We start from the raw sequence: 25,095 nt of genomic DNA, 5'->3' as shown, positions 1-25,095 counted from the left end.
CGATGGTACTGCCCTGGAGACGGGGTGGGAGAGTAGGACGCCGCCGGACAACCCTTCACCGAAGGCCCACCCCACACGGGGTGGGCCTTCGGCATTTCCGCGCCCAGCACGCCGACTCGCTGGTGCCGCAGCACGCCGTGCAGAGCGCGTGCGAGAGCCGCCGACCGGACCGGACGCCCCGCGCGTCCGCCGCCGGGTGCGAAGCCGGGCTGCCGCGTCGTCAGCGGGTCGCCGGTGACACGGCACGAGCCTCGTCGTCCCGTCGTGGGAGGATGGCCTGCGCAAACTTCAGAACGAGAGGGAACCCCGGTGAACGACACCCCCCGTGAGCCCGAGCCGGATCGTCCGTCCTCGGGCGACGACCGCGGCGGTCGCCGCGACCGTGACGGCCGGCAGGAGCCCCCCCGTGAGGGACGTGGCCCGCAGGGCGGCGCGCCGTCGGGCGACCGCCGTGGCGGGCCCGCCCGGGGAGCGGGCCGAGGCGCCGGGGACCAGCGGGGCCGCGGCGAGGGCGGATACCGTGGTCGGCGCGACGACGATCGGGGCCGCCCGGGCGGTGACCGGCCCGCACGGGACGGCGCGAGCCGCGGTACCGGCGGACGCCCGGACCGCGACCGGCGCGACGGGGCTCGCGGCACCGGTGACGCCCGGAGCGGCGACCGCTCCGAGCGTCGGGGTGCGTGGGGCGAGCGTGGCGACGCGTCGCGTGGTCCGCGGCGGGACTACGGCGCAGCCCGTGACGACCGGTCGCGTCCTCGGGACGGTGACAGCGGGTCGCGTCCGTGGCGTGACGGTGCGGACCGGCCGGCACGGGGCGGCGACGCGGGTCGGGGTCGCTTCGACCGCGACTCCGCGGGCGGGCGCCGGGGACCGGGCGGACCGCGCGACGATCGCCGCGGTGGTGACCGTCCCGGTGGCGAGCGCCGGGGTCACGCCCCGCGCGCCGGGGCGGGGCGCGACCGCGAGGGCTTCGACCGCCGTCCCGAGCCCCGACACCCTGCCGGCCCGGACCTGCCCGAGGACGTGCAGATCTCCCAGCTCGACCGCGCCGCGCGCGGCAGGCTGCGGACGCTGAGCAAGGACACCGCCGAGGTCGTCGGTCGCCACCTCGTCATGGCCGGCCGTCTCATCGACACCGACCCGGAGCTCGCGTACGAGCACGCCCAGGCTGCGGTGCGTCGTGCGGGTCGCGTCGACGTGGCGCGCGAGGCCGCGGGCCTGACGGCCTACCGGACCGGTCGGTACGCCGAGGCGCTGCGCGAGCTGCGCACGGTGCGCCGTCTCAACGGGTCCTCGGAGCACCTGCCGATCATGGCCGACTGCGAGCGCGGTCTGGGGCGGCCCGAGCGCGCGCTCGCCCTCGCGTCGTCGGACGAGGCCGCGACCCTGGACGACGTCGGCCGGACCGAGCTGGCGATCGTCGTGAGCGGCGCGCGCGTCGACCTCGGCGAGCTCGACGCCGCTCTCGCGGCGCTCGACAACGTGCCGCCGGTCGGCCGCGGCGGCGAGCTCGGCGCCCGCGTGCTCCAGGCGCGCGCGTCCGTCCTGGAGCTCGCCGGCCGCACGGAGGAGGCCGCCGAGATCCTCGCCGGCATCGACGCGCGCCTGCTGGCGGCCGCGCTGGGCGAGGAGGACGAGGACGTCGTCGTCTACGACCTGAGCGAGGAGCTCGAGGAGGAGGACGGCGACACGGACGGCTCGGAAGAGCCCGACGCCACGACCGACGAGCCCGGCGGTGCTCCCCACGCGGACGAGCCCGGGCCGGCGTCGTCCGGCTCGGACGAGCGCGAGACGGACGAGCACGCGACGGACAGGGGCGACCGGTGAGCGCGGGCCTGCTCGCGAGCGACGTCGCCCTCGCGGACCGCTACGACCTCGCGCTCGTCGACCTCGACGGGGTCGCGTACCGCGGGCACGAGCCGATCGAGCACGCGTCCGAGGGCCTCACGGCCGCGCGGGGGCGCGGGATGCGGCTCGTCTTCGTGACGAACAACGCGTCCCGCGAGCCCGAGTCGGTCGCGGAGCAGCTCACCGGTCTCGACATCCCGACGACGCCGGACGAGGTGATGACCGCGGCGCAGGCCGCCGCGGCCCTCCTGCGGACCCGGCTCGAGCCGGGTGCGCGCGTCCTCGTCGTCGGTGGCGCGGGTCTGCTGACGGCGGTGCGCGAGGCGGGCTTCGTCGTCGTGGCGAGCGCGGACGACGAGCCGGACGCCGTCGCGCAGGGTTTCGCGCCCGAGCTCGGCTGGACCCAGCTCGCCGAGGCCGCCTACGCCGTCCAGCGCGGTGCCTGGCACGTGGCGAGCAACCTCGACCTGTCCCTCCCGACGGCCCGCGGGTTCGCGCCGGGCAACGGGGCGCTCGTCGGGGCGGTGCGGGCCGCCACGGGCGTGACGCCCGACAGCGCGGGCAAGCCGTCGCCCACGATGTACGGCCTCGCGATCGACCGGGCGGGCGCGCGGGCGCCGCTCGTCGTCGGCGACCGCCTGGACACCGACCTCGCTGGAGCGCGTGCCGGGGGCTACCCCGGTCTGCACGTGCTCACGGGCGTGAGCACCGCGCGGGACGCGATCCTCGCGGAGCCCGGGCTGCGGCCGCACTACCTGGGCGCGGACTTGCGCAGCCTCCTGGAGCCGCACCCCGCGCCCGAGCGCGGCGCCGAGGGCTGGTGGACGTGCGGTGACACCGCGGCGCGCGTCGACGACGGCGTACTCCGGCTGGACGTGCGTGGCGCGGCGACGATCGACACGGTGCGGGCCGCGGCGTCGGCCGCCTGGGCGGCGGTCGACGAGGGCCTGCCCGTCGACCCGGCGAGCGTCCCCGACCTCCCGGTGGGGACGCACTGACGGCACGCGGGGCGGACCACGGCGGCGACGCGCGGCGCGCGGCGCGCTTCCGGCACCGCGCACGGTCGTCCGTGGGACGCTACCGGTAGCGTGGTCCGCGGTCCCGGGGCGACCCCGGGCGACGAGCGACCAGACAGGAGGCAGGACATGACGGACGGTCCGCAGCGACCCGTGCCCGGTCCGCCTCCGGGCCGTGCGACCGACCCGGGCGCCGGCGACGCGGAGGGCGCCCTCGAGCCAGTGCTCGCTCGCCTCGCCGATCTGGACGGCCTCGCGACCACCGACCACGTGGGGGTGCTGGAGGCCGTGCACGACGCGCTGGTCGCCGAGCTGGCCCGCGCGGAGGACTGAGCGTGGGGGAGCGGGACGACGCCCGGCTGGACGGCGAGCTCGTCCGGCGCGGGCTCGCACGGTCGCGTCGGCACGCGGCGGAGCTCGTCGCGGCGGGCCGCGTGACGCGTGCCGGGACGGTGCTCACCAAGCCGTCGACCGGTGTCCGCCCGGAGGACGTCGTCGAGGTGGCCCCCGACCCGGACGACCCGGGCTACGCGTCCCGGGCCGCGTTCAAGCTCGCGGGCGTCCTCGACGCGCTCGACGCGGTCGCGGGCGAGAGCTCGGCGGAGTCGGGGGCGCTGCCCCGCGGCCCGGTGGTCGACGGCGCGCGGTGCCTCGACCTCGGTGCGTCGACCGGGGGTTTCACCGACGTGCTGCTGCGGCGCGGCGCGCGCGAGGTCGTCGCGGTCGACGTGGGTCACGACCAGCTCGTGCCCGCGCTGCGCGCCGACCCGCGCGTCGTCGTGCACGAAGGGCTCAACGTGCGCGACCTATCGCCCGCGCACGTGGGGGTCGTGCCCGACGTCGTGGTCGGCGACCTCTCGTTCATCTCGCTGGCGATGGTCCTGCCCGCGGTGGCCGGCGTCGTCGGGCCCGGGACGGACCTCCTGCTGCTCGTGAAGCCCCAGTTCGAGGTCGGCCGCGAGCGGCTCGGCAGCGGCGGGGTCGTGCGCGACCCGGCGCTGCACGTCGAGGTCGTCGCCGCGGTCGCGCGGCACGCCGCGCTGGTCGGCCTGCGGCCGCTCGCCGTCGTGCCGAGCCCGCTCCCCGGTCCGAGCGGCAACCGCGAGTACTTCTGGTGGCTGCGCGCGGGCGACCCGGGCCGGGCCGACGGCGCGGCGTTCGAGGACGAGGCGCTCGAGGCCGCCGCGGCGCAGGCCGTCGCGTGGCAGCCGGGGCCCGACGGCGGCCCGCCCCCGGTCGTCGCGGTCGCCCGCGCCGCGGCTGCGTCCGCCGAGCTGTCCGTCGAATCGCCCGCCGAACCGCCCGCCGAGACGTCCGCCCGACCTTCCGCCGGGGCCGTCCCGCCATCGGCACCGCACGCCGCACCGGGTGCGACCGAGACCACCGACCGACCCCTGACCGGAGGAGCAGCGTGACGCGACGCGTCCTGATCGTCACCCACGGCGGCCGCCCCGAGGCGGTCGTCGCGCTGCACGAGGCGGTGAGCGAGCTCGAGCGCGCCGGGTTCGAGGTGACGCTGCACGACGACGACCTCGCGGAGTCGTTCGGCGACCACATGGCGCGCACGCGGGCGCGCGAGGGCGTCGCGGAGTCCGAGGTCGTCATCGTGCTCGGCGGCGACGGCACGATCTTGCGGGCCGCGGAGCTCACCCACGGCACGGGCGTGCCGCTGCTGGGCGTGAACCTGGGCCACGTCGGGTTCCTCGCGGAGAGCGAGCGCGAGGACCTGCGCGCCGCGGTGGGCCGCCTCGCGGCGTTCGACTACACGGTCGAGGAGCGCACGATCGTCGAGGTCCGTGCCTACCTGCCGGGAGAGCCGGAGCCGCTCGTCGGCTGGGCCCTCAACGAGGCGACGGTGGAGAAGGCGCAGCGCGAGCGCATGATCGAGGTCGTGCTCGGCGTCGACGGCCGCCCGCTCTCGTCGTTCGGGTGCGACGGCGTCATCACGGCGACCGCGACGGGGTCGACGGCGCACGCGTTCTCGGCCGGCGGGCCCGTGATGTGGCCCGAGGTCGACGCGGTGCTCGTCGTGCCGCTCGCGGCGCACGCGCTGTTCGCGCGCCCGCTCGTCGTCGGTCCCCGCTCGACGATCACGGTCGACGTCCTGCCCGACTCGGCGTCGTCGGGCGTCCTCACGTGCGACGGCCGCCGCCGCATCGACCTGCCGAACGGCTCGCGCGTCGAGGTGCGGCGCTCGGACACGCCGCTGCGTCTCGCGCGCCTGAGCACGGCGCCGTTCACGGACCGGCTGGTGTCGAAGTTCTCGCTGCCGGTGGTCGGGTGGCGCGAGCGCGCGGCGAGCGTCGCCGCGACGGCGGGCACCGCCGCGGAGCGCGCCGCCGCCGCTCCGGACGGCGCGGGCGAGACGGCCAGGCTCCCGGGCGACGGGGGCACCACGGACGAGGAGGAGTGAGCGTGCTCGAGGAGATCGCGATCGAGAACCTCGGGGTCATCCGGTCGGCGCGCGTCCCGGTCGGCGCCGGGCTGACGGTGATCACGGGCGAGACGGGTGCCGGCAAGACGATGGTCCTCACCGGCCTCGGCCTGCTCATGGGCGGCAAGGCGGACCCGGCGACGGTGCGACCGGGCGCGGCGAGCGCCGTCGTGGAGGGCCGGGTGCGCGTCGCGGACCGCCCGGCGGTCGCGCAGCGCGTCGACGACGCGGGCGGGCAGGTCGACGACGACGGCTCGGTCGTCATCCTGCGCACGGTCGCCGCGGAGGGCCGCTCGCGAGCGCACCTCGGCGGGCGCAGCGTCCCGCAGGGCGTCCTCGCCGAGATCGCCGACGACCTCGTCACGGTGCACGGCCAGTCGGACCAGCTCCGGCTGCGCACCGCGAGCCGACAGCGCACGGCGCTCGACGCGTTCGCCGGGCCGCAGCACGCCGAGCTCCTCGGGCAGTACCGCGAGGCGTGGGCCGAGCGGGCGGCGCTGCAGGCGCAGATCGACGACATCGAGACGCGCGCGGGCGAGCGCGCCCGCGAGGCGGAGCTGCTGCGCCTCGGGCTCGCCGAGGTCGAGCGGGTCGCGCCCCAGCCGGGCGAGGACGTCGAGCTCACCGCGCTCGTCGCGCGGCTCGGGAACGTCGAGGAGCTCCGGGTCGCCGCGCAGCTCGCGCACGACGCCGTCGCGGGCGACGAGGCCGCCGAGCCGCAGGAGAACGCCGTCGTGTCGGTGGATCGCGCGCGCCGCGCGCTCGAGTCGGTGGCCGGGACGGACCCGGCGCTCGCCCGCCTCGCCGAGCGGCTCGCCGAGGTGGGGTACGTGCTGGCCGACGTAGCCACGGAGATCTCGGGCTACGTCGAGGACCTGGCGGCGGACCCGGCGGGTCTTGAGTCCGCGCACGCGCGCCTCGCCGAGCTGGGGACGCTCACGCGCAGCTACGGGGAGACGGTCGACGACGTCCTCGCCTGGGCGAGCGACGCGGGGCTGCGGCTCCTGGACCTGGACGACGGCGGGGAGCGGCTCCAGGCCGCGACGGCGCGCCGCGACGAGCTGGACGTGGAGCTGGACCGGCTCGGCACGGCGATCACGGCCTCGCGCGAGCGGGCCGCCGCCGAGCTCGCCGCGGCCGTGACCGACGAGCTGCGCGGGCTCGCGATGGGCGGGGCGAGCCTCGTCGTGGACGTCGAGCGGGCCGAGGAGCCCGGCCCGTGGGGCGTCGACGCGGTGACGTTCTCGCTCGTCGCGCACGCGGGCGCTCCCGCTCGCCCGCTGGGCAAGGGGGCGTCGGGCGGCGAGCTGTCGCGCGTCATGCTCGCGATCGAGGTCGCGCTCGCGACGGCCGCCGTCGACGGCACCGGCCAGGTGCTGCCCACGTTCGTGTTCGACGAGGTCGACGCGGGGGTCGGGGGCAAGGCCGCCGTCGAGGTAGGGCGGCGGCTCGCGTCGCTCGCGCGGCGCACCCAGGTCGTCGTCGTCACCCACCTCGCGCAGGTCGCCGCGTTCGCGGACGTGCAGCTCGTCGTGACCAAGGCGTCGGGCGAGGGCGACCCGTCGACCGCGGTCACGGTCACCGGTGTGCGCGAGGTCACGGGGGAGGAGCGCGTCCGCGAGCTCGCGCGGATGCTCTCGGGCCAGGAGGACTCCGACGCGGCCCGCCGCCACGCGGTGGAGCTTCTGGAGTCGTCGGTCGTGGGACGATAGGGCACGATGAGACTCACTCTGCGCAAAGCCTCCCTGCCGGAGGCCGGGTCCGGCACGCTCGGCCCGGCCAAGGTCGACGCGCGCACGAAGGCGCTCACGAAGCGGCTCAACCCGGGCGACGTCGCGGTGATCGACCACGTCGACATCGACCGGGTCGCCGCCGACGCGCTCGTCGCCGCGAAGCCGTCCGCCGTGCTCAACGCGGCCAAGTCGGTCTCCGGCCGCTACCCGAACCTCGGCCCCGACGTCCTCGTCGAGGCCGGCATCGTGCTCGTCGACGACCTCGGCCCCGCGATCATGGCGATCCCCGAGGGACGCGTGGTACGGCTCGACGGCGGCAAGGTCTACCTGGGCGACGACCTCGTCGCCGAGGGCGTGCTGCAGAGCGAGGAGACGGTCGCGCGCAGCCTCGAGGAGGCGCGCGCCAACCTCTCGGTCGAGATCGAGTCGTTCGCCGAGAACACGATGAACTACCTGCGCCGCGAGCGGGACCTCCTGCTCGACGGCGTCGGCGTCCCGGACATCCGCACGTCCATCGAGGGGCGTCAGGTCCTCATCGTCGTGCGCGGCTACCACTACCGCGAGGACCTCGCGACGCTGCGCCCCTACATCACCGAGTACCGCCCGGTGCTCATCGGCGTGGACGGCGGCGCGGACGCGATCCTCGACGCGGGGTGGAAGCCCGACATGATCGTCGGCGACATGGACTCGGTCTCCGACCGCGCGCTGAGCAGCGGCGCGGAGATCGTCGTGCACGCCTACCGCGACGGCAAGGCGCCCGGTCTCGAGCGCGTGCAGGAGCTCGGCGTCGAGCCCGTCGTCTTCCCGGCGACCGGCACGAGCGAGGACATCGCGATGCTCCTCGCCGACGACAAGGGCGCCGAGGTGATCGTGGCCGTCGGCACGCACGCGACGCTCGTCGAGTTCCTCGACAAGGGCCGTGCGGGCATGGCGAGCACGTTCCTCACCCGGCTCCGGGTCGGCGGCAAGCTCGTCGACGCCAAGGGCGTGTCGCGCCTGTACCGGCACCGGATCTCCAACCTCCAGCTCTGGCTCCTGTCGATCGCCGGGCTCCTCGCCGTCGTCGCGGCGCTGTGGTCGACGGCGGCGGGCCAGACGTTCTTCGGGATCGTGGGCGCCCGGTTCGACGACCTCTGGTCGTGGATCGGGACGCTCTTCTCGGGCGGCGGCTGATCCCGCCGGGCCGTCGTGGTCGACGGCCCGCGCACGTGCCTGCGGCCCGTGCCCTCCGGCGGCCAGCGCCGACCCTGACCCTTGCCAGCACGCAGCAGCTCGAACCGAAGGACACCACCGCACAGTGATCGACTTCAGGTACCACATCGTCTCGTTGATCTCGGTCTTCCTGGCGCTCGCCGTGGGGATCATCCTCGGCGCGGGCCCGCTCCAGGGCGCGATCGGCGACCAGCTCACCGGGCAGGTGGAGCAGCTGCGCACCGAGCGCAACGAGCTGCGCGACCAGCTCGACCAGGCGAACGTGACGCTCGGCGACGACGCACGGTACATCGAGGCCGCAGGTCCGCAGCTCGTCGCGGGCTCCCTCCAGGACCGTCGCGTGGCGGTCGTCGACCTGGACGGGGCGGACGACGAGCGCGACGACGCGATCGCCGCGCAGCTCGAGACGGCCGGTGCGTCCGTCGTCGGGCACGTGCGCCTCACGGACTCGTGGACGAGCCAGGACGAGGAGAGCGCGCGGCAGACGGTGGCCGAGGGCCTCGGCGACAAGCTGGGGGACGTCCCGCAGGACGCGACCCCCGAGCAGCGCCTCTCGCGCGCGCTCGCGCTGTCGCTCACCGGGGCGGCGCCGTCGAGCACGGAGGAGCGCAGCCCCGAGGCGCTCGAGCTCGAGGCGCTGCTCGAGCGCTTCGCGCTCGTCGACGTGGTCTCCGAGCAGACGCTGCCGGCGGACGTGGTCCTGCTGCTCGGGGGCTCCGCGCCCTCGTCGGCCACCCCCGCCGCGGAGGGCGAGGAGCCGCCCGCACCCGACACCTATGCGGTCGACATCGAGGTCCAGGTGGCCGTCGCCGCGCAGGAGGTCGCCGGAGCCGCGCTGGTCGCCGGCCCGACGGCGGTCTCGGGCGACGTCGTCTCGACGATCCGCGCGAACGAGGACCTTGCCTCGACCGTCTCGACCGTCAGCGGCATCGAGGCCGAGCCGGGCCGGATCAACGTCCCGCTCGCGCTCGCGGCGCGGCTCGCGGACCAGGTGGGGCAGTTCGGGTTCGAGGAGAGCGCGACGGCCGTCCTCCCGCCCGCGGTCGAGCTCCCGCCGGTGACGCGCACGACGGCGTCCCCCACCGGTGCGCAGGACGCCGCGGCGGACGACACCACGGGCGAACCGGCCGGTGACGGGGCCGACGTCGAGCAGGCCGGCGACGGCGCGGGGGAGGGCTGACGTGGGGCGCGCGCTGCGCACGCTCGCGGCCGCCGGCGTCGCCGCGACGGTGACGGCCGCGGTACGCCGCACGACCGGGTCGCGCGCGTCCGGGGGCGCGGAGCGCTGGACCCGGACCAACCACCGGGGCGAGCCGATCAGCCTGCTCGAGGGCCCGGCCGTGGCCGCCGGTCTCGTCGCCGGCACGCTCGCGGCGGGAGGCGACGCCCGCACGCGCGCGGCGGTCGCCCTCGCGACGGCGAGCGCGGGCACGTTCGGCCTCGTCGACGACCTCGCGGAGGACACGACGAGCCGCACCAAGGGGCTGCGCGGCCACCTCGGCGCGCTCGCGCAGGGTCGGGTCACGACGGGTGCGCTGAAGATCCTCGGGATCAGCGGCGTCTCGCTCGTCGCGGCGGCGATCGGCACGCGACGCACGGGCGGTGCCTTCGGGCACCTCGTGGACGTGGGCGTGAACGGCGCGCTCATGGCCGGTACCGCGAACCTGCTCAACCTCCTCGACCTGCGGCCGGGGCGGGCCCTCAAGGCCGCCGGCGCGGCGTCGCTCCCGTACCTCTGCACCGCCGCCGCGCCGACGACGGGCGCCGTCCTGGGTGCCGCCGTCGCCGCGGCCCCGGGGGACCTCGGCGAGCGCGACATGCTCGGCGACTGCGGCGCGAACGCGCTCGGTGCCGCGCTGGGCTCCCAGGTCGCGCTCACGGCGCCCCGCCCGGTGCGCTGGCTCGCTCTCGCGGGCGTCGTGGGGCTCACCCTCGCGAGCGAGAAGGTGAGCTTCTCGAAGGTCATCGAGGGCAACGACGCGCTGCGGCGCGTGGACGCGTGGGGCCGGCGCCCGGCGTGAGCGCGCGGGCGGGGCGGCTGCGCGCCGCCACGGGCACCCTGGCGGGCGCCGCCGCGATGATCACGCTCGTGACGATCGCGAGCCGCCTCGTCGGGTTCGCACGGTCGCTCGTGCAGTCCGCCGCCGTCGGCACCGAGGGCGTCGGGTCGGCGTTCACGGCGGCGAACCTCCTGCCGAACGTGCTGTTCGAGGTCGCCGCGGGCGGCGCGCTCGCCGGCTCGGTGGTCCCGCTCCTCGCCGGGCCCATCGCCCGGCGCGCGGGCGGCGAGGTCTCGCGCATCGCCTCGGCCCTGCTCGGGTGGACGCTCGTCGTGCTCGTCCCGCTCGGGGCGCTGCTCGCGCTCCTCGCGGAGCCGATCGCGTCCCTCCTTATGCTGGCGAAGCATCCCGAGCTCGTCGACGTCACGGCGACGTTCGTGCGCGTGTTCGCGCTCCAGGTCCCGCTGTACGGGCTCGCGGTCGTGCTCGGGAGCATCCTCCAGGCGCACAAGCGGTTCTTCTGGCAGGCGTTCTCGCCGCTCCTGTCGAGCCTCGCGGTCATCGTCGTCTTCCTCGTGTTCGCGGGTCTGGCGGGGGGCCACCAGAAGGACGTCGCCGCGTTGTCGGGCCAGGCCATCGCGTGGCTCGGCTGGGGCACGACGGCGGGCGTCGCCGTCCTCGCGCTGCCCCTCGTGCTCCCCGTGCACCGGCTGGGTGTCCGCCTGCGCCCCACGCTGCGCTTCCCGGGCGGCGAGGCGGTCCGGGCGCGCAACCTCGCGTTCGCGGGAGTCGGGGCGCTCGTCGCGCAGCAGCTCTCGGTGCTCGCGATCATGGGCGCCGCCTACGAGTTCGGACCGGAGCAGACCTTCCCGACCTACTGGTACGCCCAGCAGGTCTACCTGCTCCCGTACGCGGTGCTGGCGTTCCCGCTCGCGACGAGCACGTTCCCGCGCCTCGCGGAGCACGTCGCGCACGCCCGGCACGACGCCTACCGGCGCCTGCTCGCTGCCACGACGCGCACGCTGCTCGTCGTCGCGGGGCTCGGCGTCGCGGCCCTGATCGCCGCGTCGGCGGCCGTCGAGGCGGTCTTCGCCCGCATCGCGACGGGCTCGGTCGACGGGCTCGGGGGAGCGGTCGCCGCGATGGCGGTGGGCATCGTCGGGTTCTCGCTGATCCTGCACCTGTCCCGCGCGCTGTACACGATCGACCGCCAGCGGGTGGCGGTCGTCGTGACGGCCGCGGGCTGGCTCGTCGTCGCGGCGGCCGCCTACGTGCTCCCCGCCCTCACGGGCGCCCGCGACCAGGCCGGGGTGCTCCTGCAGCTCGGCCTCGCGACCGCGGTCGGGATGTCGGTCGCGGGCGCGGGGCTGCTCCTCGCGACGCGGCGCCACGCCGGCCCGGACGCGACGCGCGGCGTCCCGCGCACCCTCGTCGTCGTCGCGGTCGGCGTGACGCTGGGCGCGCTCGCGGGCTCGGCGCTGTCGAGCGTCCTGCTGCCCGACGACGCGGGCTGGCTGCCCGCCGTCGGCGTCGGCGCCCTCGCGGCCCTCGTCGCGGGGGTGGTGGTGCTCGGCGTCTCGCTCGTCGGCGACCGCGCGGCCCTCCTGGGCGTTCTGCGCCGTGGTGCGCCGGGCGCAGGCGACCCGGCCGCTCCCGGGGCGGGCGACGCCGTCGGGCCCACGACGGACACGCCCGCGGGGGACGAGCCCGCGGCGGGCGAGCCCACGACGAACGGCCCCGGCGACACGTCGCCGAGGTGACGCGCAAGTGACGCGCGCCGGGTCGCGCATCGAGGCGAGGGAGACCTCGCCGTGCCGCCCGGTGTGAGCGGACCGACCCTGGGGTCCGCGTGCCGTCGTCGGGCACGCTGTTAGGATGGAGTTCCGTGGCAGATCACCTGAACCGGCCCTCCTCCCGCCTCAACGCCTCGGGCGCTCGAACCGAGCACCGCACCGCGCACGTCTTCGTCACCGGCGGCGTCGCCTCCTCGCTCGGCAAGGGCCTCACGGCGTCCAGCCTCGGTCGTCTGCTCCGCTCGCGCGGTCTGCGCGTCACCATGCAGAAGCTCGACCCGTACCTCAACGTCGATCCCGGGACGATGAACCCGTTCCAGCACGGCGAGGTGTTCGTCACCGAGGACGGCGCCGAGACGGACCTCGACATCGGCCACTACGAGCGCTTCCTCGACGTCGACCTCGAGGCGTCCGCGAACGTCACGACCGGTCAGGTCTACTCCCAGGTCATCGCGCGCGAGCGGCGCGGCGAGTACCTGGGCGACACGGTCCAGGTCATCCCGCACATCACCGACGAGATCAAGACGCGCATGCGCGCCCAGGCCGGTGAGGACGTCGACGTCATCATCACCGAGATCGGCGGCACCGTCGGCGACATCGAGTCGCAGCCCTTCCTCGAGGCGGCCCGCCAGGTGCGCCACGAGCTCGGCCGGGACGACGTCTTCTTCCTCCACGTGTCGCTCGTGCCGTACATCGGTCCGTCGGGCGAGCTCAAGACGAAGCCCACGCAGCACTCGGTCGCGGCGCTGCGGTCCATCGGCATCCAGCCCGACGCGATCGTGCTGCGCGCGGACCGCGTGGTGCCCGAGCCGGTGAAGCGCAAGATCGCCCTCATGTGCGACGTCGACAACGAGGCGGTCGTCAACGCGATCGACGCGCCGAGCATCTACGACATCCCGCGCGTGCTGCACGCGGAGGGCCTCGACGCCTACGTCGTGCGCCGCCTCGGCCTGCCGTTCCACGACGTCGACTGGGACGGCTGGAGCCAGCTCCTCGAGCGTGTGCACCAGCCCGCCCACCGCGTCGAGGTCGCGCTCGTCGGCAAGTACATCGACCTCCCGGACGCCTACCTCTCCGTCACGGAGGCGCTGCGCGCCGGCGGGTTCGCGAACGACGCCAAGGTCACGATCCGCTGGGTCGCGTCCGACGAGTGCCAGACGCCCGAGGGCGCGGACGACGCGCTGCACGGCGTGGACGCCGTCCTCGTGCCCGGCGGGTTCGGCGTGCGGGGCATCGAGGGCAAGCTCGGCGCGCTGCGCTGGGCGCGTGAGAACAGGGTGCCGACCCTCGGCATCTGCCTCGGCCTGCAGTCGATGGTCATCGAGTACGCGCGCAACGTGCTCGGCATCGACGACGCGTCCTCGACCGAGTTCGACCCGGGCACGTCCCACCCCGTCATCGCGACCATGGAGGAGCAGCTCGCGATCGTCGGCGGCGACGGCGACCTCGGCGGCACGATGCGCCTCGGCTCCTACGAGGCCGCGCTCGCCCCGGGCTCGGTCGTCGCGAAGACCTACGGCGCGGAGCGCGTCACGGAGCGCCACCGTCACCGCTACGAGGTGAACAACACCTACCGCAAGCAGCTCGAGGAGGCGGGGCTCGTCATCAGCGGGACGTCGCCCGACTCGTCGCTCGTCGAGTTCGTCGAGCTCCCCGCGGACGTCCACCCGTACTACGTGAGCACGCAGGCGCACCCGGAGTTCAAGTCGCGCCCCACGCGTTCGCACCCGCTGTTCAGCGGCCTCGTCCGCGCCGCGCTCGAGAACCAGGCGAACTGAGTGGCCGGCGAGCACCCGGTCGTGGACGCGCTCGCGCCCCGACCGGTCGTCGAGACGACGGTCGTGCACGAGGGTCGCGTGTTCGACCTGCGGTCCGACGTCGTCGACCTCGGCGACGGCGGCCGCGTCACGCGCGAGTATCTCGACCACCCCGGTGCGGTCGCGATCGTCGCCCTCGACGCGGACGAGCGCGTCCTGCTGCTGCGCCAGTACCGCCACCCGGTGCGGCGCGAGCTGTGGGAGGTGCCCGCGGGGCTGCTCGACGTCGTGGGCGAGGACGGGCGCGTCGCGGCGGCCCGCGAGCTCGCCGAGGAGGCGGACCTGCGGGCGGCCCGGTGGGACGTGCTCGTGGACTACTTCACGACGCCCGGCGGGTCCAACGAGGCGCTGCGGGTGTTCCTGGCGCGCGACCTGTCGCCCGTGCCGGACGACGAGCGGTTCGCGCGCGAGGCCGAGGAGCTCGACATCGAGCTGCGCTGGGTCCCGCTCGACGAGGCGGTGTCCGCCGTCCTCGGGGGCGCGCTGCACAACCCGTCGGCGGTCGTCGGGATCCTCGCCGCCGCGACGTCGCGCGCGGGCGGCTGGGCCTCCCTGCGCCCCGCCGACGCGCCGTGGCCCGAGCGCCGCGGGGGCTGACGCGCCCTCGCGGGCGGGACGGCGTCGGCCCCGAGGACTAGTGTTCTCCGTCGTGCGCGACCACGAGGACCTCCCGGCACCGCCCGAGGCGATCGTGCGCGTCCTCGGGCCGGTCCGCGTGCCCGGGCCCGACGGCCGGGCGGTCGCCCCGCGCGGGCCGCGTGCGGCGGCGCTCGTGGTCGCGCTCGCGCTCGCGGGCGGTCGGACGCTCGGCGTGGCCTCGCTCGTCGAGGACCTGTGGGGCCCGGACGCGCCCCAGGACCCGCGCGCCGCGCTGCAGAGCCTCGTGTCGCGCCTGCGGCGGGACGCGGCGCCGGGGACCGTGCTGTCGCGCTCCGGGGGCTACGCGCTCGGCGCGCCGAGCGACCTCGAGCTCGCACGCGGGGCGCTCGCCCGCGCGCGCGGCGCGCTCGCCCGGGCCCGGGAGGGCGGTCGGGACACCGACGGCGCCGCCGCGATCGTCGCCGACCTGCGCGGCGCGCTCGCCTCGTGGAGCGACGAGGAGCCCGGCACGGGCGTTCCCGGTCCCGTCGCCCAGGCGCTGCGCACCGAGGCCGCGCGGCTCCGGGCCGGACTGACGGCCGCCCTGCGACCGGCCGCCGCGGTCGCCGGGGACCACGCGACCGTGACGGCGCTGGCGTCCGCGGCGCTCGACGAGGACGCGACCGACGAGGACGCCGCGCGCGACCTCATGACGAGCCTCGCGGCGTCGGGCCGGGAGGGCGAGGCCCTCGCCGCCTACGCGCGCCTGCGGCACGCGCTCGTGCGCGAGCTCGGCACCGACCCGGCACCGGACCTCCAGCAGCTCGCCGCAGACCTGCTCGGCAGGTCATCGTCTGCGCCCGACGCCTCGCCTGACGCCGTGCCCGGTCCTCTGGCCGCGCGCGGCGGTCCGGGGGACGGCGGGGGACCCCGCCCCGGCGGCGAGCCCCCGGTCGAGGCGGTCGGTCGGACCACGTCCGTGCGTGGCCTGCGGGCGGCGCCGGACGCGCTCGTCGGCCGGGACGAGGACGTCGACGCCGTCCGGGACGCGCTCGCGCGGGCAAGGCTCGTGACCGTCCTCGGCCCCGGTGGTCTCGGCAAGACGCGCCTCGCGCAGGAGGTCGCGCGGCGCACGGCGGCGACCGGCTCGGTCGACCTGGTGGTCGTCGTCGAGCTCGCGGGCGTGCGCTCGGACGCGGACGTCGTCGTGGCGCTGGCCGACGGCCTGGGCATCTCGCCGCCGGCCCGCACCGGGCGGCTCGCCGACCGCCTGGCCGCGCCGGAGCTGCGCGAGCAGGTGCTCGACCGGGTACGAGGCCGCTCGGCGCTGCTCGTGCTGGACAACTGCGAGCACGTCCTCGACGGCGCCGCGCGCTGGGCCGCCGACCTGCTCGGCGCGGCGCCCGGGCTCGTGGTGCTCACGACGAGCAGGTCGCCGCTCCGGCTCGCCGCCGAGCTCGTCTACCCGCTCGAGCCGCTCGGTGCGGCCGCGGGCGACGGTCCCGCCGTGCGCCTCTTCGTCGAGCGTGCGCACGCGGTCCGGCCGGGCGCGAGCGTGCCGCCCGCCGTCGTCGCGCGGCTGTGCGACCGCCTCGACGGGCTGCCGCTCGCCATCGAGCTCGCCGCGGCGCGCGTGCGGACCCTGAGCGTCGAGGAGGTGGAACGTCACCTCGACGAGCGCTTCGCGCTCCTGCGCTCCGGGGACCGGTCCGCCCCGGACCGGCACCGCACGCTCGAGGCGGTGATCGAGTGGAGCTGGAACCTGCTGGGCCCGGCCGAGCAGGACCTGCTGTGCCGCGTCGCCGTCTTCCCGGACGGCTTCTCCGCCGAGGCTGCGGAGGCCGTGTCCGACGCCGGGAGCCGGGCGCCGTCGCGGGCGCCGGCCTGGGAGGTCCTCGACGCGCTCGACGGGCTCGTCGCGCAGTCGCTGCTGCGCGTCACCGAGGACGACGGCGTCGTGCGCTACCGGATGCTCGAGACGGTGCGCGAGTTCGGCGCCCTCCGGCTCGAGGCGACCGGGACGACGGGCCCGGCGCGCGAGGCCGTGCAGCGCTGGGCGGCCCGCCTCGCGACGCGGTGCGCCGACGCGCTCGTGGGCGGGGACCAGGCCGCCGCGGCGACGGACCTGCGCCGCGAGCAGGAGAACCTCGTCTTCGCGCTCCGCGAGGCGGTGCAGGACGAGCGCCCCGACGTCGTCGTGCGCGTGTTCACCGCGCTCACCGGATCCTGGCTCCTGCTCGGCGTCGAGGACCAGGCCACCGGGCTCGTCGAGGTGGTCCTCGACTCGGTCGTCGGGTGGGACGTGCCGCCCGGCGACGTCCAGCCCGCCGCGCTCGCGCTCGCCGCCGTCGCGGGGGCGAGCGCGTTCGCCAGGCCCGAGCTGACGGCCCGCGCCCTCGGCCGCCTGCGCCGGCTGCTGCGACGCCCCGAGGCCGGGCCGCGGACCCGTGCCCTCGCGCGCCTGCTCACCGTCCGCAGCCAGGAGGAGATGGAGGCGACGCTCGCCGGGCTCCGCGCGTCCGACGACGCGTTCGTGGCGATGCTCGCCGAGTTCACGACGGCGCAGACCGCGGAGAACGAGGGCCGGCTCGCCGAGGCCCGGCGCTGGGGCGAGCGCGCGCACGACCGCGCGGTGGCCCGCGGCGACGTCGCGGCCCGCGCCACCACGGCGATGTTCCTCGCGTCGTGCGCGAGCGAGGCGGGGGACGCCGTGGACGTCGGACGCTGGGCGCACGCCGCGCGCGGCCACCTGCGGGCCCTCGGCGCGACGGCGACGCTGCAGCAGCTCGACTGGGTCGAGATGTCGGCCGCGGTGACGCTCGGGGAGACGGAGCGCGCCGAGCGGAAGCTCGCGGCGCTCGCGGGCGCGGTCGAGCACGGTCCCGTGGGCCCGGACGTCCCGGCGGACGTGCGGTCCGTCGTCGCGATGGCGCGCGCGGAGGTCGCGGCGCTGCACGGCGACGACGCCGCCGCCCTCGAGCTCTACGGGCAGGCCGCGGCGTCGTTCGACGGCGACGCGCGCTGGTCGCCCTGGTACGTGCTCCTCGTGTCGTCGTGGCTGGTACGTCTCGCCGGGACCGGCGCGGGTGCCGGTCCGGGCGCGTCCGCGGCCCGGGGGCGGGCCGCGGACGTCGCCGCGGAGCTCCGCGAGGTCGTGCTCGCGATGCATCGGGCCCGGCCGCACTTCGTCGACTACCCCGTCGCCGGGACGGCGTTCCTCGCGCTCGGTGTCGCCGCGGTGCGCGACGCCGGCCGGCACCCGGGGCCGGGGATGGAGGAGGGCGCCCTCCTCGTCGCGCTCGCCGAGCGGATGGGCTCGCGCCAGGACCAGCCCGCGCTGCGGCACGAGAGCGCGTGGGCCCAGGTCGCCGAAGCGGCAGGCGCGGACGCCGCGGAGCGCGCCCGGACGAGGGCTCGCGAGCTGTCTCGCGCCGACCTCGCCCGGCAGGGCTTCGCGCTGCTCGCCGCCGCGGACGGGGCCGACGACCCGACCGCCGCGGGCGGCCCGGACGACGGCGGGGCCGGCGCCCGTGGGGGCGCCGGCCCCCTCTGAGGACGGCTCGGCCGTGCGGCGTCAGGCCTTGCGCATGTAGGCCCGCACGGTGAGCGGTGCGAAGACCGCCACGATGACGGCGGCCCCGACGAGCGAGACCACGGCGTCCGACCCCAGGCTGCCGGTGTTCGCCAGCTCGCGGACCGCGGTGACGAGGTGCGACACGGGGTTCACGGCGACGAATCCCTGGAGCCAGCCGGGCATCGTGTCGGGCTGCACGAACGCGTTCGACAGGAACGTCAGCGGGAACAGGACGATCATCGAGATGCCCTGCACGCTCGACGCGGTCCGCGCGACGACGCCGAAGAACGCGAAGATCCAGCTCACCGCCCACGAGCAGACGATGACGAGCAGGCCCGCGAGCACGACCGCCCCGAGCCCGCCGCCGGGCCGATAGCCCATGACGTAGCCCATCGTGAACGTGAGCGTCGTCGCGATGAGGTACCGGACGGTGTCGGCGAGCAGCGCGCCGGACAGCGGCGCGATCCTGGCGATGGGCAGCGACCGGAACCGGTCGAACACGCCCTTGTCCATGTCCTCGCGGAGCTGGGTGCCCGTGACGACCGACGTCGTGATGACGGTCTGCACGAGGATGCCGGGGATGATCGTCGGGAGGTAGCTCCCGACGTCGCCCGCGATCGCCCCGCCGAAGATGTACGTGAACATCAGCGTGAAGAGGATCGGCTGGAGCGTCACGTCGAACAGCTGCTCCGGCGTGCGCTTGATCTTCAGCAGGCCGCGGTAGGCCATGGTCAGGGTGTGCTCGGCGGTCGCGCGGAGCGACGGCCGGTCGGCGAGGACGCGGTCGGCGCCGGCCTCGATCCGGCCTCGTGCCGTGGGGACGGCCGGTGCGGTGGTCGTGGTGGTGGTGCTCATCGCAGCGCCGCCTCTCGTGTCGTGGCCGCGCGGTCGCCGCGCGGGCCGGGGCCAGAGTCCGTCGGGCCGGGATCCGTCGGGCCGGGGTCGTCGTCGGCCGGGCTGCCCGCCGCGGTGCCGTGCCCGGTGAGCGTGAGGAAGACCTCGTCGAGGCTGGGCTTGTCCATGCTCAGCGAGCCGACCTCGATCCGGGCCTCGCGCAGGCGCACGAGGAGGTCGGTCACCGAGCCCGGTCCGGGCACGGGGACGGTGAGCCGTCGGGCCTCGGGGGAGACGGTCGCGGTGAGGCCGAGGGTGCGCTCGACGATCTCCAGCGCGGGCCCCACGTCGTCGCCGTGGGCGAGCGAGAGCTGCAGCGACTGGTCGCCGACGGCGTCCTTGAGGTCGTCCGCGGTGCCCTCCGCCACGACGCGCCCGCGGTCGATCACCGCGATGCGGTCCGCGAGCTGGTCCGCCTCGTCGAGGTACTGCGTCGTCAGCAGGACCGTCGAGCCGCTCGCGACGAGGTCGCGGATCGTGCCCCACATCTGGGCGCGCGTGCGCGGGTCGAGGCCCGTCGTCGGCTCGTCGAGGAAGATGAGGGGCGGCTGGGCGATGAGGCTCGCGGCGAGGTCCAGCCGGCGGCGCATGCCGCCCGAGAAGTTCTTCAGCGGTCGCGACGCCGCCTCGGAGAGGCCGAACGCGTCGAGCAGCTCCGCGGCCTTGCGCCGTGCCTGCCCGCGGGAGAGCCCCAGCAGCCGCCCGAAGATCACGAGGTTCTCCGTCGCGCTGAGCGTCTCGTCGACGGACGCGTACTGACCCGTCACGCCGATGAGCTGGCGCACCCGGTGGGGGTGCGCGACGACGTCGTGCCCGAACACGCGGGCCTGACCGGCGTCGGGACGCAGGAGCGTGGCGAGCATGCTGATGGTCGTCGTCTTGCCGGCGCCGTTGGGCCCGAGGACCCCGTAGACGGTGCCCGTGCGCACGGTGAGGTCCACGCCGTCGACGGCGCGGTGCGCGCCGAAGACCTTCACGAGGCCCTCGGCCTCGATCGCGGGGATGGTCATGTGTCCTCCTGGTCGGTGGGTTCACGACCAGGCTGGACGGGTGGCCTCGCACCGCGCTGTCACGGGAGCGCGACCCGCTGTCACGCCGCTGTCACGCCGACGCGCAGCCGTCGTCCTCGGCGGCGCGTGCTAGCGTCGACGACGGTCGTGAACCGAGCCGAGGAGGTGAGCCCCGTGAACGCTGTGTCCGTACCGGGCGCTCCCTCGCTGCCCACGATCGCGCGACGGCCGTAGCCGTCCCCGGGAGCGCTCGCCGCACCATCGCGAGAGGCGACTCCCATGAGCACCACCACACCTTCTTCTGCACCCGGCTCCTCAGCAGGCGCCGCGGCCCCTGGCCCGGCGGCAGTCCCGGCCCCGGCCCCGGCCCCGGCCCCGGCCCCGGCCCCGGCCCCGGTCCCGACGACGGGCGAACGCGCCCTCGTGCTCGGGGGCGGCGGGTCCACCGGCAACGCGTGGCTGATCGGCGTCGTCGCCGGTCTGGCCGACGCCGGGGTCGACGTCACGACGGCCGACCTCACGGTCGGGACGTCGGCCGGCGCCACCACCGCCGCCCAGCTCGCCGGCGCGACGCCCGCCGAGCTCTACGCCGCCGTCGGCGCCGGAGCCCCGACGCGGCGCGCACCGGCTCCCGGGCGCGACGACCGCCGGGAGCGGACGCGCCAGGCGGCGGACCAGATGGCGCGCACGGCCGCGCTCATCGCCGCGTCGCGCGACGCGGGGGACATGCGGCGCCGGCTCGGCGCCGCGGCGCTCGACCTGCCGGCGGCCTCGGACGCGTCTGCTCAGGAGCGCTGGCGGGCGACGGTCGCGGCGCGCCTGCCGAGCACGGCGTGGCCGCGCCGCGCGCTCCTCCTCACCGCGGTCGACGCGCGGACCGGCGCACCGGTCGTCCTCGGCGCGCACAGCGGGGTCGACCTGGTGGACGCGGTCGCGGCGAGCTGCGCGGGCGGGTTCGCGTACGGCGTCGGGCCGGACCGGTTCATCGACGGCGGGTACCGCCGCAACGAGAACGCCGACGTCGCGGCGGGGTACCGCCGCGTGCTCGTGCTGTCGCCGCTGGGCGGCAGGACGCGCACGCCGCGGGAGTGGGGCATGCAGCTCGACGTGCAGGTCGCAGAGCTGCGCGCGCAGGGCAGCGCGGTCGAGACGCTCGTCCCCGACGGGTCCGCCGAGGGGCTCGTGGGACCGCGGGCGATGGACCTGACGCTGCGCCCGTCCGCCGCCCGCGCGGGCCACGCCCAGGGCGTGGAGGCCGCCGACCGCGTCGCGCGCCTCTGGCGCTGAGCGCGGGCCCGGCCCGGCGCGTCGTCCGTCGACGCGCCGGGACCCGGCGTCAGGCGCGCGTGCGGGTCGTGAGGACGACGCGCGTGGACCCGGCGACGAGCAGCGCCGAGCCGAGCATGTGCAGGCCCACGAGCAGCGCGGGCAGGCCCGTGAAGTACTGGACGTAGCCGACCGCGCCCTGGGCGAGCGTGATGGCGAGGAGGATCCACCCGGCGCGACGCACCTCCTGCGGCCCGCGGCGGACGCTCACGAGGTACGCGACGAGGACGGCGACGAAGACCCACACGGCCCACGCGTGGACCTTGCTCATGAGCGCCGGGTCGACGGCGAACCGGTACCCGACCTCCTCGTCACCGCTGTGCGGGCCCGCGCCCGTGACGATCACGCCGAGGACCACGACGACCGCGGTGAGCCCGTACAGCGCCCACGCGAGCGCGCGCGAGCGCGGCGCGACCGTCGGGACGGGCGGGCCGTCGCCCTCCCCGGAGCGGTGCAGCAGCAGCAGCGAGACGGACACGAGCGCTGCCGAGACCACGAAGTGGAGCGACACCCAGCCCGGGTGCAGGTGCAGCAGCACGATGACGCCGCCGATGACCGCCTGCGCGGCGACGCCGAGGAGCGGCACGGCGCCCAGGAGCCGGTAGGACAGGACACGCGAGCGGTCGGTCCACACGAGCACGAGGGCCGCGATCGCGATGACGCTCAGCACCCCGGTGAGCGTGCGGTTCCCGTACTCGACGAACTGGTGGTACGTCGTCTCCGGGTGGAAGCGCGCCGCGAACTGCCCGGGCTCGCACTGCGGCCACGTGGAGCACCCGAGGCCCGAGCCGGTCAGCCGGACCGCGCCGCCGGTGACGATGATGCCGATCTGCGCCACGAGGTTGGCGACGAGCACCGGCCGGGTCCAGCGGCGCAGCGGCGCGAGCCGGTCCGGTCGGGCGACGCCGTCGCCGGCGGGGCGGTCGGTCGTGCCGGGGTCGAGCGCGGGGGGCGGGGTGCTCACGGTCCCACGGTATCGGGACGCGCGCGCAGCCCCGGAATCCTGCGGGTGTGAGATGTGCCCGGAGCGGGTCAGGTCCAGCGGAAGAGCTTGCCCGCGCCCCAACCGAGCGCGGCGGTCCAGCCCAGCAGCACGACGACCGAGAACGGCGGGACGGAGCCGTCGAGCAGGGCGCCGCGCATCGCCTCGCCGAGCGCGCCCGACGGGAGCAGCAGGGCGACGTGCGCGAGCGGCCCGGGAAGCTGATCGGCCGGGACGAGCACACCGCCGCCGACCGTGAGGAGCACAAGCACGAGGTTCGCGACCGCGAGCACGCCCTCGGCACGCAGCGTGCCCGCGAGCAGCATCGCGAGCGACGTGAACGCCGCGGTGCCGAGCAGGACGGCGAGGAGCGCGGCCGGGATCCCCGCGACGTCGGGCTGCCAGCCGAGCGCGAGCGCGACGGCGGTGATGACGACGACCTGCACGACCTCGACCGCGAGCACGCCCAGCACCTTGCCCGCGAGCAGGCCGCCCCGGCCGAGGGGGGTCGTCGACATGAGGCGCAGCACGCCGTTGCGGCGGTCGAACGCCGTCGCGATGGCCTGGGACGTGAACGCCGTCGACATCACGGCGAGCGCGAGCACGCCCGGCGTCACGAAGTCGACGCGCGACGCACCGCCCGTGTCGAGGTCGACGAAGGACGTGAGCACGAGGCCGAGCAGGAGCATGACGGGCAGGATGATCGTCACGAGCAGCTGCTCGCCGTTGCGCAGGATCATCCGGGTCTCGAACGCCGTCTGGGCGGCGACGCGGCGCCACGCGGGCGCGGCGAGCTCGGTCCCGGCCGGCCCCCGGGCCGCGGCGGTGGCCGACGGCGTCTCGTTCGCGGTCATCGCAGGTGCCGTCCCGTGAGGTCGAGGAACACGTCCTCGAGCGTGCGGCGGCCCACCGTGACGCGCGACGCGAGGACGCCGCGCGCGGCGAGCCACGTCGTCAGCGCGACGAGCGTCGCCGGGTCGGCGGGGCCGGTGAGGGTGTACGAGCCGGGCTGCGGCTCGGCGACGGTCCACGACCCGGGGCCGGGGGCGCCGTCGGGCGCGGCGAGCGCGTCGCGCAGGCCGCCGAGGTCCAGGCCGGCCGTCGCCTCGACGCGGACCGTGCGGTCGGTCTCGCCGTCGGCGCCGGACTCGAGGAGGTCGCGCGTCGCGCCCGCCGCGATCACCTTCCCGTGGTCGACGACGTACACCTGGTCCGCGAGGTCCTCCGCCTCGTCCATGAGGTGCGTCGTGAGGACGATCCCGACCCCCTCGGCCCGCAGCTCGCGCACGAGCTCCCACACGGCGTGCCGGCTCTGCGGGTCCATGCCCGCGCTCGGCTCGTCGAGGAAGACGACCTCGGGCCGCCCGACGATCGCCGCGGCGAGCGCGAGGCGCTGCCGCTGGCCGCCGGACAGGCGCCGGACGGTCGTGCGCGCGAAGCTCTCCAGCCCGAGGCGCTCGGTGAGCTCGCCGACGTCGCGCGGCCGGGCATACATCGACGCGACGTGCCGCAGCATCTCGAGCGCGCGCACGCCCGTCGGCAGCCCACCGTCCTGGAGCATGACGCCCACGCGGGGGCGCAGCTCGCGCGCGTCGGTCAGCGGGTGGAGCCCGAGCACCTCGACGCGACCCGCGTCGGGGGAGCGCAGGCCCTCGCAGCACTCGACGGTCGTCGTCTTGCCGGCGCCGTTGGGGCCGAGCACCGCGGTGATCGCGCCGCGCTCGGCGGTGAGGGACACGCCGTCGACGACGGCACGACCGTCGTAGCGCTTGACGAGGTCGTGCACGAGCACGGCGGGGGCGGGCACCCGGCCGATTCTAGGGGGAGCGCGCGCGCCCGCCGACCCGCGCCCGCCCTGGTCGCGCGGGGTGTCGCGTACGCCACATCCGCCGCGTCAGGGCCCTGTCTGAGGGTCGCCTTGCTTGCGCCGGAACAATTAGGGAACAACCATGTTGTCTATATCGAGGGCGCCGCGCGCAGGCGTGCCCCCGACCGACCACGGAGGTGAGCATGGGAGCAGGAGCGGTCCGACCGGACGCGCTGCGTACCGTCGCCCCCTCCGGCGCGCCCGCTGCCGACGTCGACCGGCGCACGCGCGAGCGCGTGCTCGAGCTCGTCGCGAGCGCGGGCCCCGTCAGCGCGGCCGACCTCGCCGCGACGCTGGGCCTCACGCCCGCCGCGGTGCGCCGCCACCTCGCCCTCCTCGAGGAGGACGACCTCGTCGCCGTGCACGACGCCGGGCACCCCACCGGGATGCGCGGCCGCCCCGCGCGGCGGTACGTGACGACGTCGGCCGGCCAGGGCGAGCTCAGCGGCACCTACGCCGACCTCGCCGCGCAGGCGCTGCGGTACCTGCGCGACGTCGCGGGACCGGGCGCCGTCGAGCGCTTCGCCCAGGACCGGCTGTCCGAGCTCGCCGACCGCTACGCGGACCGGCTCGACGCGCCGGACGTCGAGGGCCGCGCGGCCCAGCTCGCCGCCGCGCTCGCCGACGACGGCTACGCCGCGAGCGTACGCCCCGTGCCGGGCACCTCTGCCGTCCAGCTGTGCCAGGGGCACTGCCCGGTGCAGCACGTCGCCGAGGAGTTCCCCCAGCTGTGCGAGGCGGAGGCCCAGGTCTTCGCCAAGCTCCTCGGCTCGCACGTGCAGCGCCTCGCGACCCTCGCGACGGGCGCGCACGCGTGCACCACGAACGTGCCGGTCGGGATCTCCGTCCCGGCCCCCGCACCGCGGGTGGCGCGAGCCGCCCTGGCCCACGACGTCCGGGCGCGGGGGCGCCCGTCGTCGGGCGAGACCTGACCCCGAGGGGCGCCCCGCCCCGCCCGCACGACCTCCCCCGAAGAACCTGTACCGACTGCCCCCGCCCGCAACGACGGA

At 76.5% G+C, this 25,095-nt stretch carries 20 protein-coding genes; 15 read left to right on the top strand and 5 right to left on the bottom strand.

Annotation, left to right across the window (positions count from 1 at the left end; all coding sequences use genetic code 11):
• The first annotated feature begins 1,023 nt into the window (after window positions 1-1,023).
• The 13 genes from BXA05_RS11015 to BXA05_RS10955 all read left to right on the top strand — a co-directional run bounded on the left by BXA05_RS11015 (window position 1,024) and on the right by BXA05_RS10955 (window position 17,985).
• Entirely contained in the window at window positions 1,024-1,827 is an 804-nt protein-coding gene (locus BXA05_RS11015; protein WP_076404982.1) for a tetratricopeptide repeat protein, read from the top strand.
• Entirely contained in the window at window positions 1,824-2,846 is a 1,023-nt protein-coding gene (locus BXA05_RS11010) for an HAD-IIA family hydrolase (protein WP_076404981.1), read from the top strand. The genes BXA05_RS11015 and BXA05_RS11010 overlap by 4 nt, the downstream gene beginning before the upstream one ends.
• A 147-nt stretch (window positions 2,847-2,993) precedes the next feature.
• Window positions 2,994-3,197 carry a hypothetical protein gene (locus BXA05_RS11005; RefSeq protein ID WP_076404980.1) on the top strand — a complete coding sequence of 68 codons (204 nt, stop codon included), beginning with the start codon at window positions 2,994-2,996 and terminating at the stop codon, window positions 3,195-3,197.
• Window positions 3,198-3,199: 2 nt separating this feature from the next.
• Window positions 3,200-4,279: a TlyA family RNA methyltransferase gene (locus tag BXA05_RS11000; protein WP_076404979.1), complete on the top strand. Its 1,080-nt coding sequence runs from the start codon at window positions 3,200-3,202 to the stop codon at window positions 4,277-4,279.
• A complete protein-coding gene (locus BXA05_RS10995; RefSeq protein ID WP_076404978.1) occupies window positions 4,276-5,277 on the top strand; it encodes an NAD kinase in 1,002 nt (333 codons plus the stop codon). The genes BXA05_RS11000 and BXA05_RS10995 overlap by 4 nt, the downstream gene beginning before the upstream one ends.
• Before the next feature lie 2 nt (window positions 5,278-5,279).
• Window positions 5,280-7,010 (top strand): DNA repair protein RecN, encoded by a 1,731-nt coding sequence (recN, locus tag BXA05_RS10990; RefSeq protein ID WP_076405056.1) that lies wholly within the window; start codon window positions 5,280-5,282, stop codon window positions 7,008-7,010.
• A gap of 6 nt (window positions 7,011-7,016) precedes the next feature.
• The gene (gene steA / locus BXA05_RS10985; protein WP_021482582.1) at window positions 7,017-8,204 is read left to right on the top strand and encodes a putative cytokinetic ring protein SteA; all 1,188 of its coding nucleotides are present in this window, start codon (window positions 7,017-7,019) and stop codon (window positions 8,202-8,204) included.
• Window positions 8,205-8,328: 124 nt separating this feature from the next.
• Window positions 8,329-9,423: a copper transporter gene (locus BXA05_RS10980; protein WP_076404977.1), complete on the top strand. Its 1,095-nt coding sequence runs from the start codon at window positions 8,329-8,331 to the stop codon at window positions 9,421-9,423.
• 1 nt (window position 9,424) lies between these two features.
• Window positions 9,425-10,264 (top strand): hypothetical protein, encoded by an 840-nt coding sequence (locus BXA05_RS10975; RefSeq protein ID WP_076404976.1) that lies wholly within the window; start codon window positions 9,425-9,427, stop codon window positions 10,262-10,264.
• The gene (gene murJ, locus BXA05_RS10970) at window positions 10,261-12,003 is read left to right on the top strand and encodes a murein biosynthesis integral membrane protein MurJ (RefSeq protein WP_244550438.1); all 1,743 of its coding nucleotides are present in this window, start codon (window positions 10,261-10,263) and stop codon (window positions 12,001-12,003) included. Before BXA05_RS10975 ends, murJ begins: the two co-directional genes overlap by 4 nt.
• A 125-nt stretch (window positions 12,004-12,128) precedes the next feature.
• Window positions 12,129-13,814, top strand: a complete 1,686-nt coding sequence (locus BXA05_RS10965) for a CTP synthase (RefSeq protein ID WP_076404975.1) — start codon at window positions 12,129-12,131, stop codon at window positions 13,812-13,814.
• Window positions 13,815-14,450 (top strand): NUDIX domain-containing protein, encoded by a 636-nt coding sequence (locus BXA05_RS10960; protein WP_061268231.1) that lies wholly within the window; start codon window positions 13,815-13,817, stop codon window positions 14,448-14,450.
• 52 nt (window positions 14,451-14,502) lie between these two features.
• Complete coding sequence (locus BXA05_RS10955) at window positions 14,503-17,985, top strand: AfsR/SARP family transcriptional regulator (RefSeq protein ID WP_143311123.1); 3,483 nt, start codon at window positions 14,503-14,505, stop codon at window positions 17,983-17,985.
• A 21-nt stretch (window positions 17,986-18,006) separates the two neighbouring features.
• Here BXA05_RS10955 and BXA05_RS10950 read toward each other — a convergent pair whose 3' ends face one another.
• Both BXA05_RS10950 and BXA05_RS10945 read right to left on the bottom strand, forming a co-directional pair.
• Window positions 18,007-18,861 carry an ABC transporter permease gene (locus BXA05_RS10950; protein ID WP_076404973.1) on the bottom strand — a complete coding sequence of 285 codons (855 nt, stop codon included), beginning with the start codon at window positions 18,859-18,861 and terminating at the stop codon, window positions 18,007-18,009.
• Complete coding sequence (locus tag BXA05_RS10945) at window positions 18,858-19,910, bottom strand: efflux ABC transporter ATPase subunit, DrrA-related (protein ID WP_076404972.1); 1,053 nt, start codon at window positions 19,908-19,910, stop codon at window positions 18,858-18,860. The genes BXA05_RS10950 and BXA05_RS10945 overlap by 4 nt, the downstream gene beginning before the upstream one ends.
• A gap of 279 nt (window positions 19,911-20,189) precedes the next feature.
• On the opposite strand from BXA05_RS10945, the gene BXA05_RS10940 reads away from it, so the two are divergent.
• Window positions 20,190-21,197: a patatin-like phospholipase family protein gene (locus BXA05_RS10940; RefSeq protein ID WP_211435851.1), complete on the top strand. Its 1,008-nt coding sequence runs from the start codon at window positions 20,190-20,192 to the stop codon at window positions 21,195-21,197.
• A 49-nt stretch (window positions 21,198-21,246) separates the two neighbouring features.
• Here BXA05_RS10940 and BXA05_RS10935 read toward each other — a convergent pair whose 3' ends face one another.
• From BXA05_RS10935 to BXA05_RS10925, 3 genes are all read right to left on the bottom strand, one after another.
• The gene (locus BXA05_RS10935; protein WP_083711798.1) at window positions 21,247-22,200 is read right to left on the bottom strand and encodes a COX15/CtaA family protein; all 954 of its coding nucleotides are present in this window, start codon (window positions 22,198-22,200) and stop codon (window positions 21,247-21,249) included.
• Between the two features lie 68 nt (window positions 22,201-22,268).
• On the bottom strand, window positions 22,269-23,072 hold the full coding sequence (locus BXA05_RS10930; RefSeq protein WP_034656080.1) for an ABC transporter permease: 804 nt from the start codon (window positions 23,070-23,072) through the stop codon (window positions 22,269-22,271).
• On the bottom strand, window positions 23,069-24,025 hold the full coding sequence (locus tag BXA05_RS10925) for an ABC transporter ATP-binding protein (protein ID WP_076404970.1): 957 nt from the start codon (window positions 24,023-24,025) through the stop codon (window positions 23,069-23,071). The genes BXA05_RS10930 and BXA05_RS10925 overlap by 4 nt, the downstream gene beginning before the upstream one ends.
• A gap of 203 nt (window positions 24,026-24,228) precedes the next feature.
• Here BXA05_RS10925 and BXA05_RS10920 point away from each other — a divergent pair, with 203 nt between their 5' ends.
• Window positions 24,229-25,017, top strand: coding sequence for a helix-turn-helix transcriptional regulator (locus BXA05_RS10920; protein ID WP_076404969.1), 789 nt, complete (start codon window positions 24,229-24,231; stop codon window positions 25,015-25,017).
• Window positions 25,018-25,095 lie beyond the last annotated feature (78 nt).

The organism is Cellulosimicrobium funkei, from assembly GCF_900155925.1.
Lineage (GTDB): Bacteria > Actinomycetota > Actinomycetes > Actinomycetales > Cellulomonadaceae > Cellulosimicrobium > Cellulosimicrobium funkei.
This window is presented reverse-complemented; position numbering and strand designations above follow the sequence as displayed.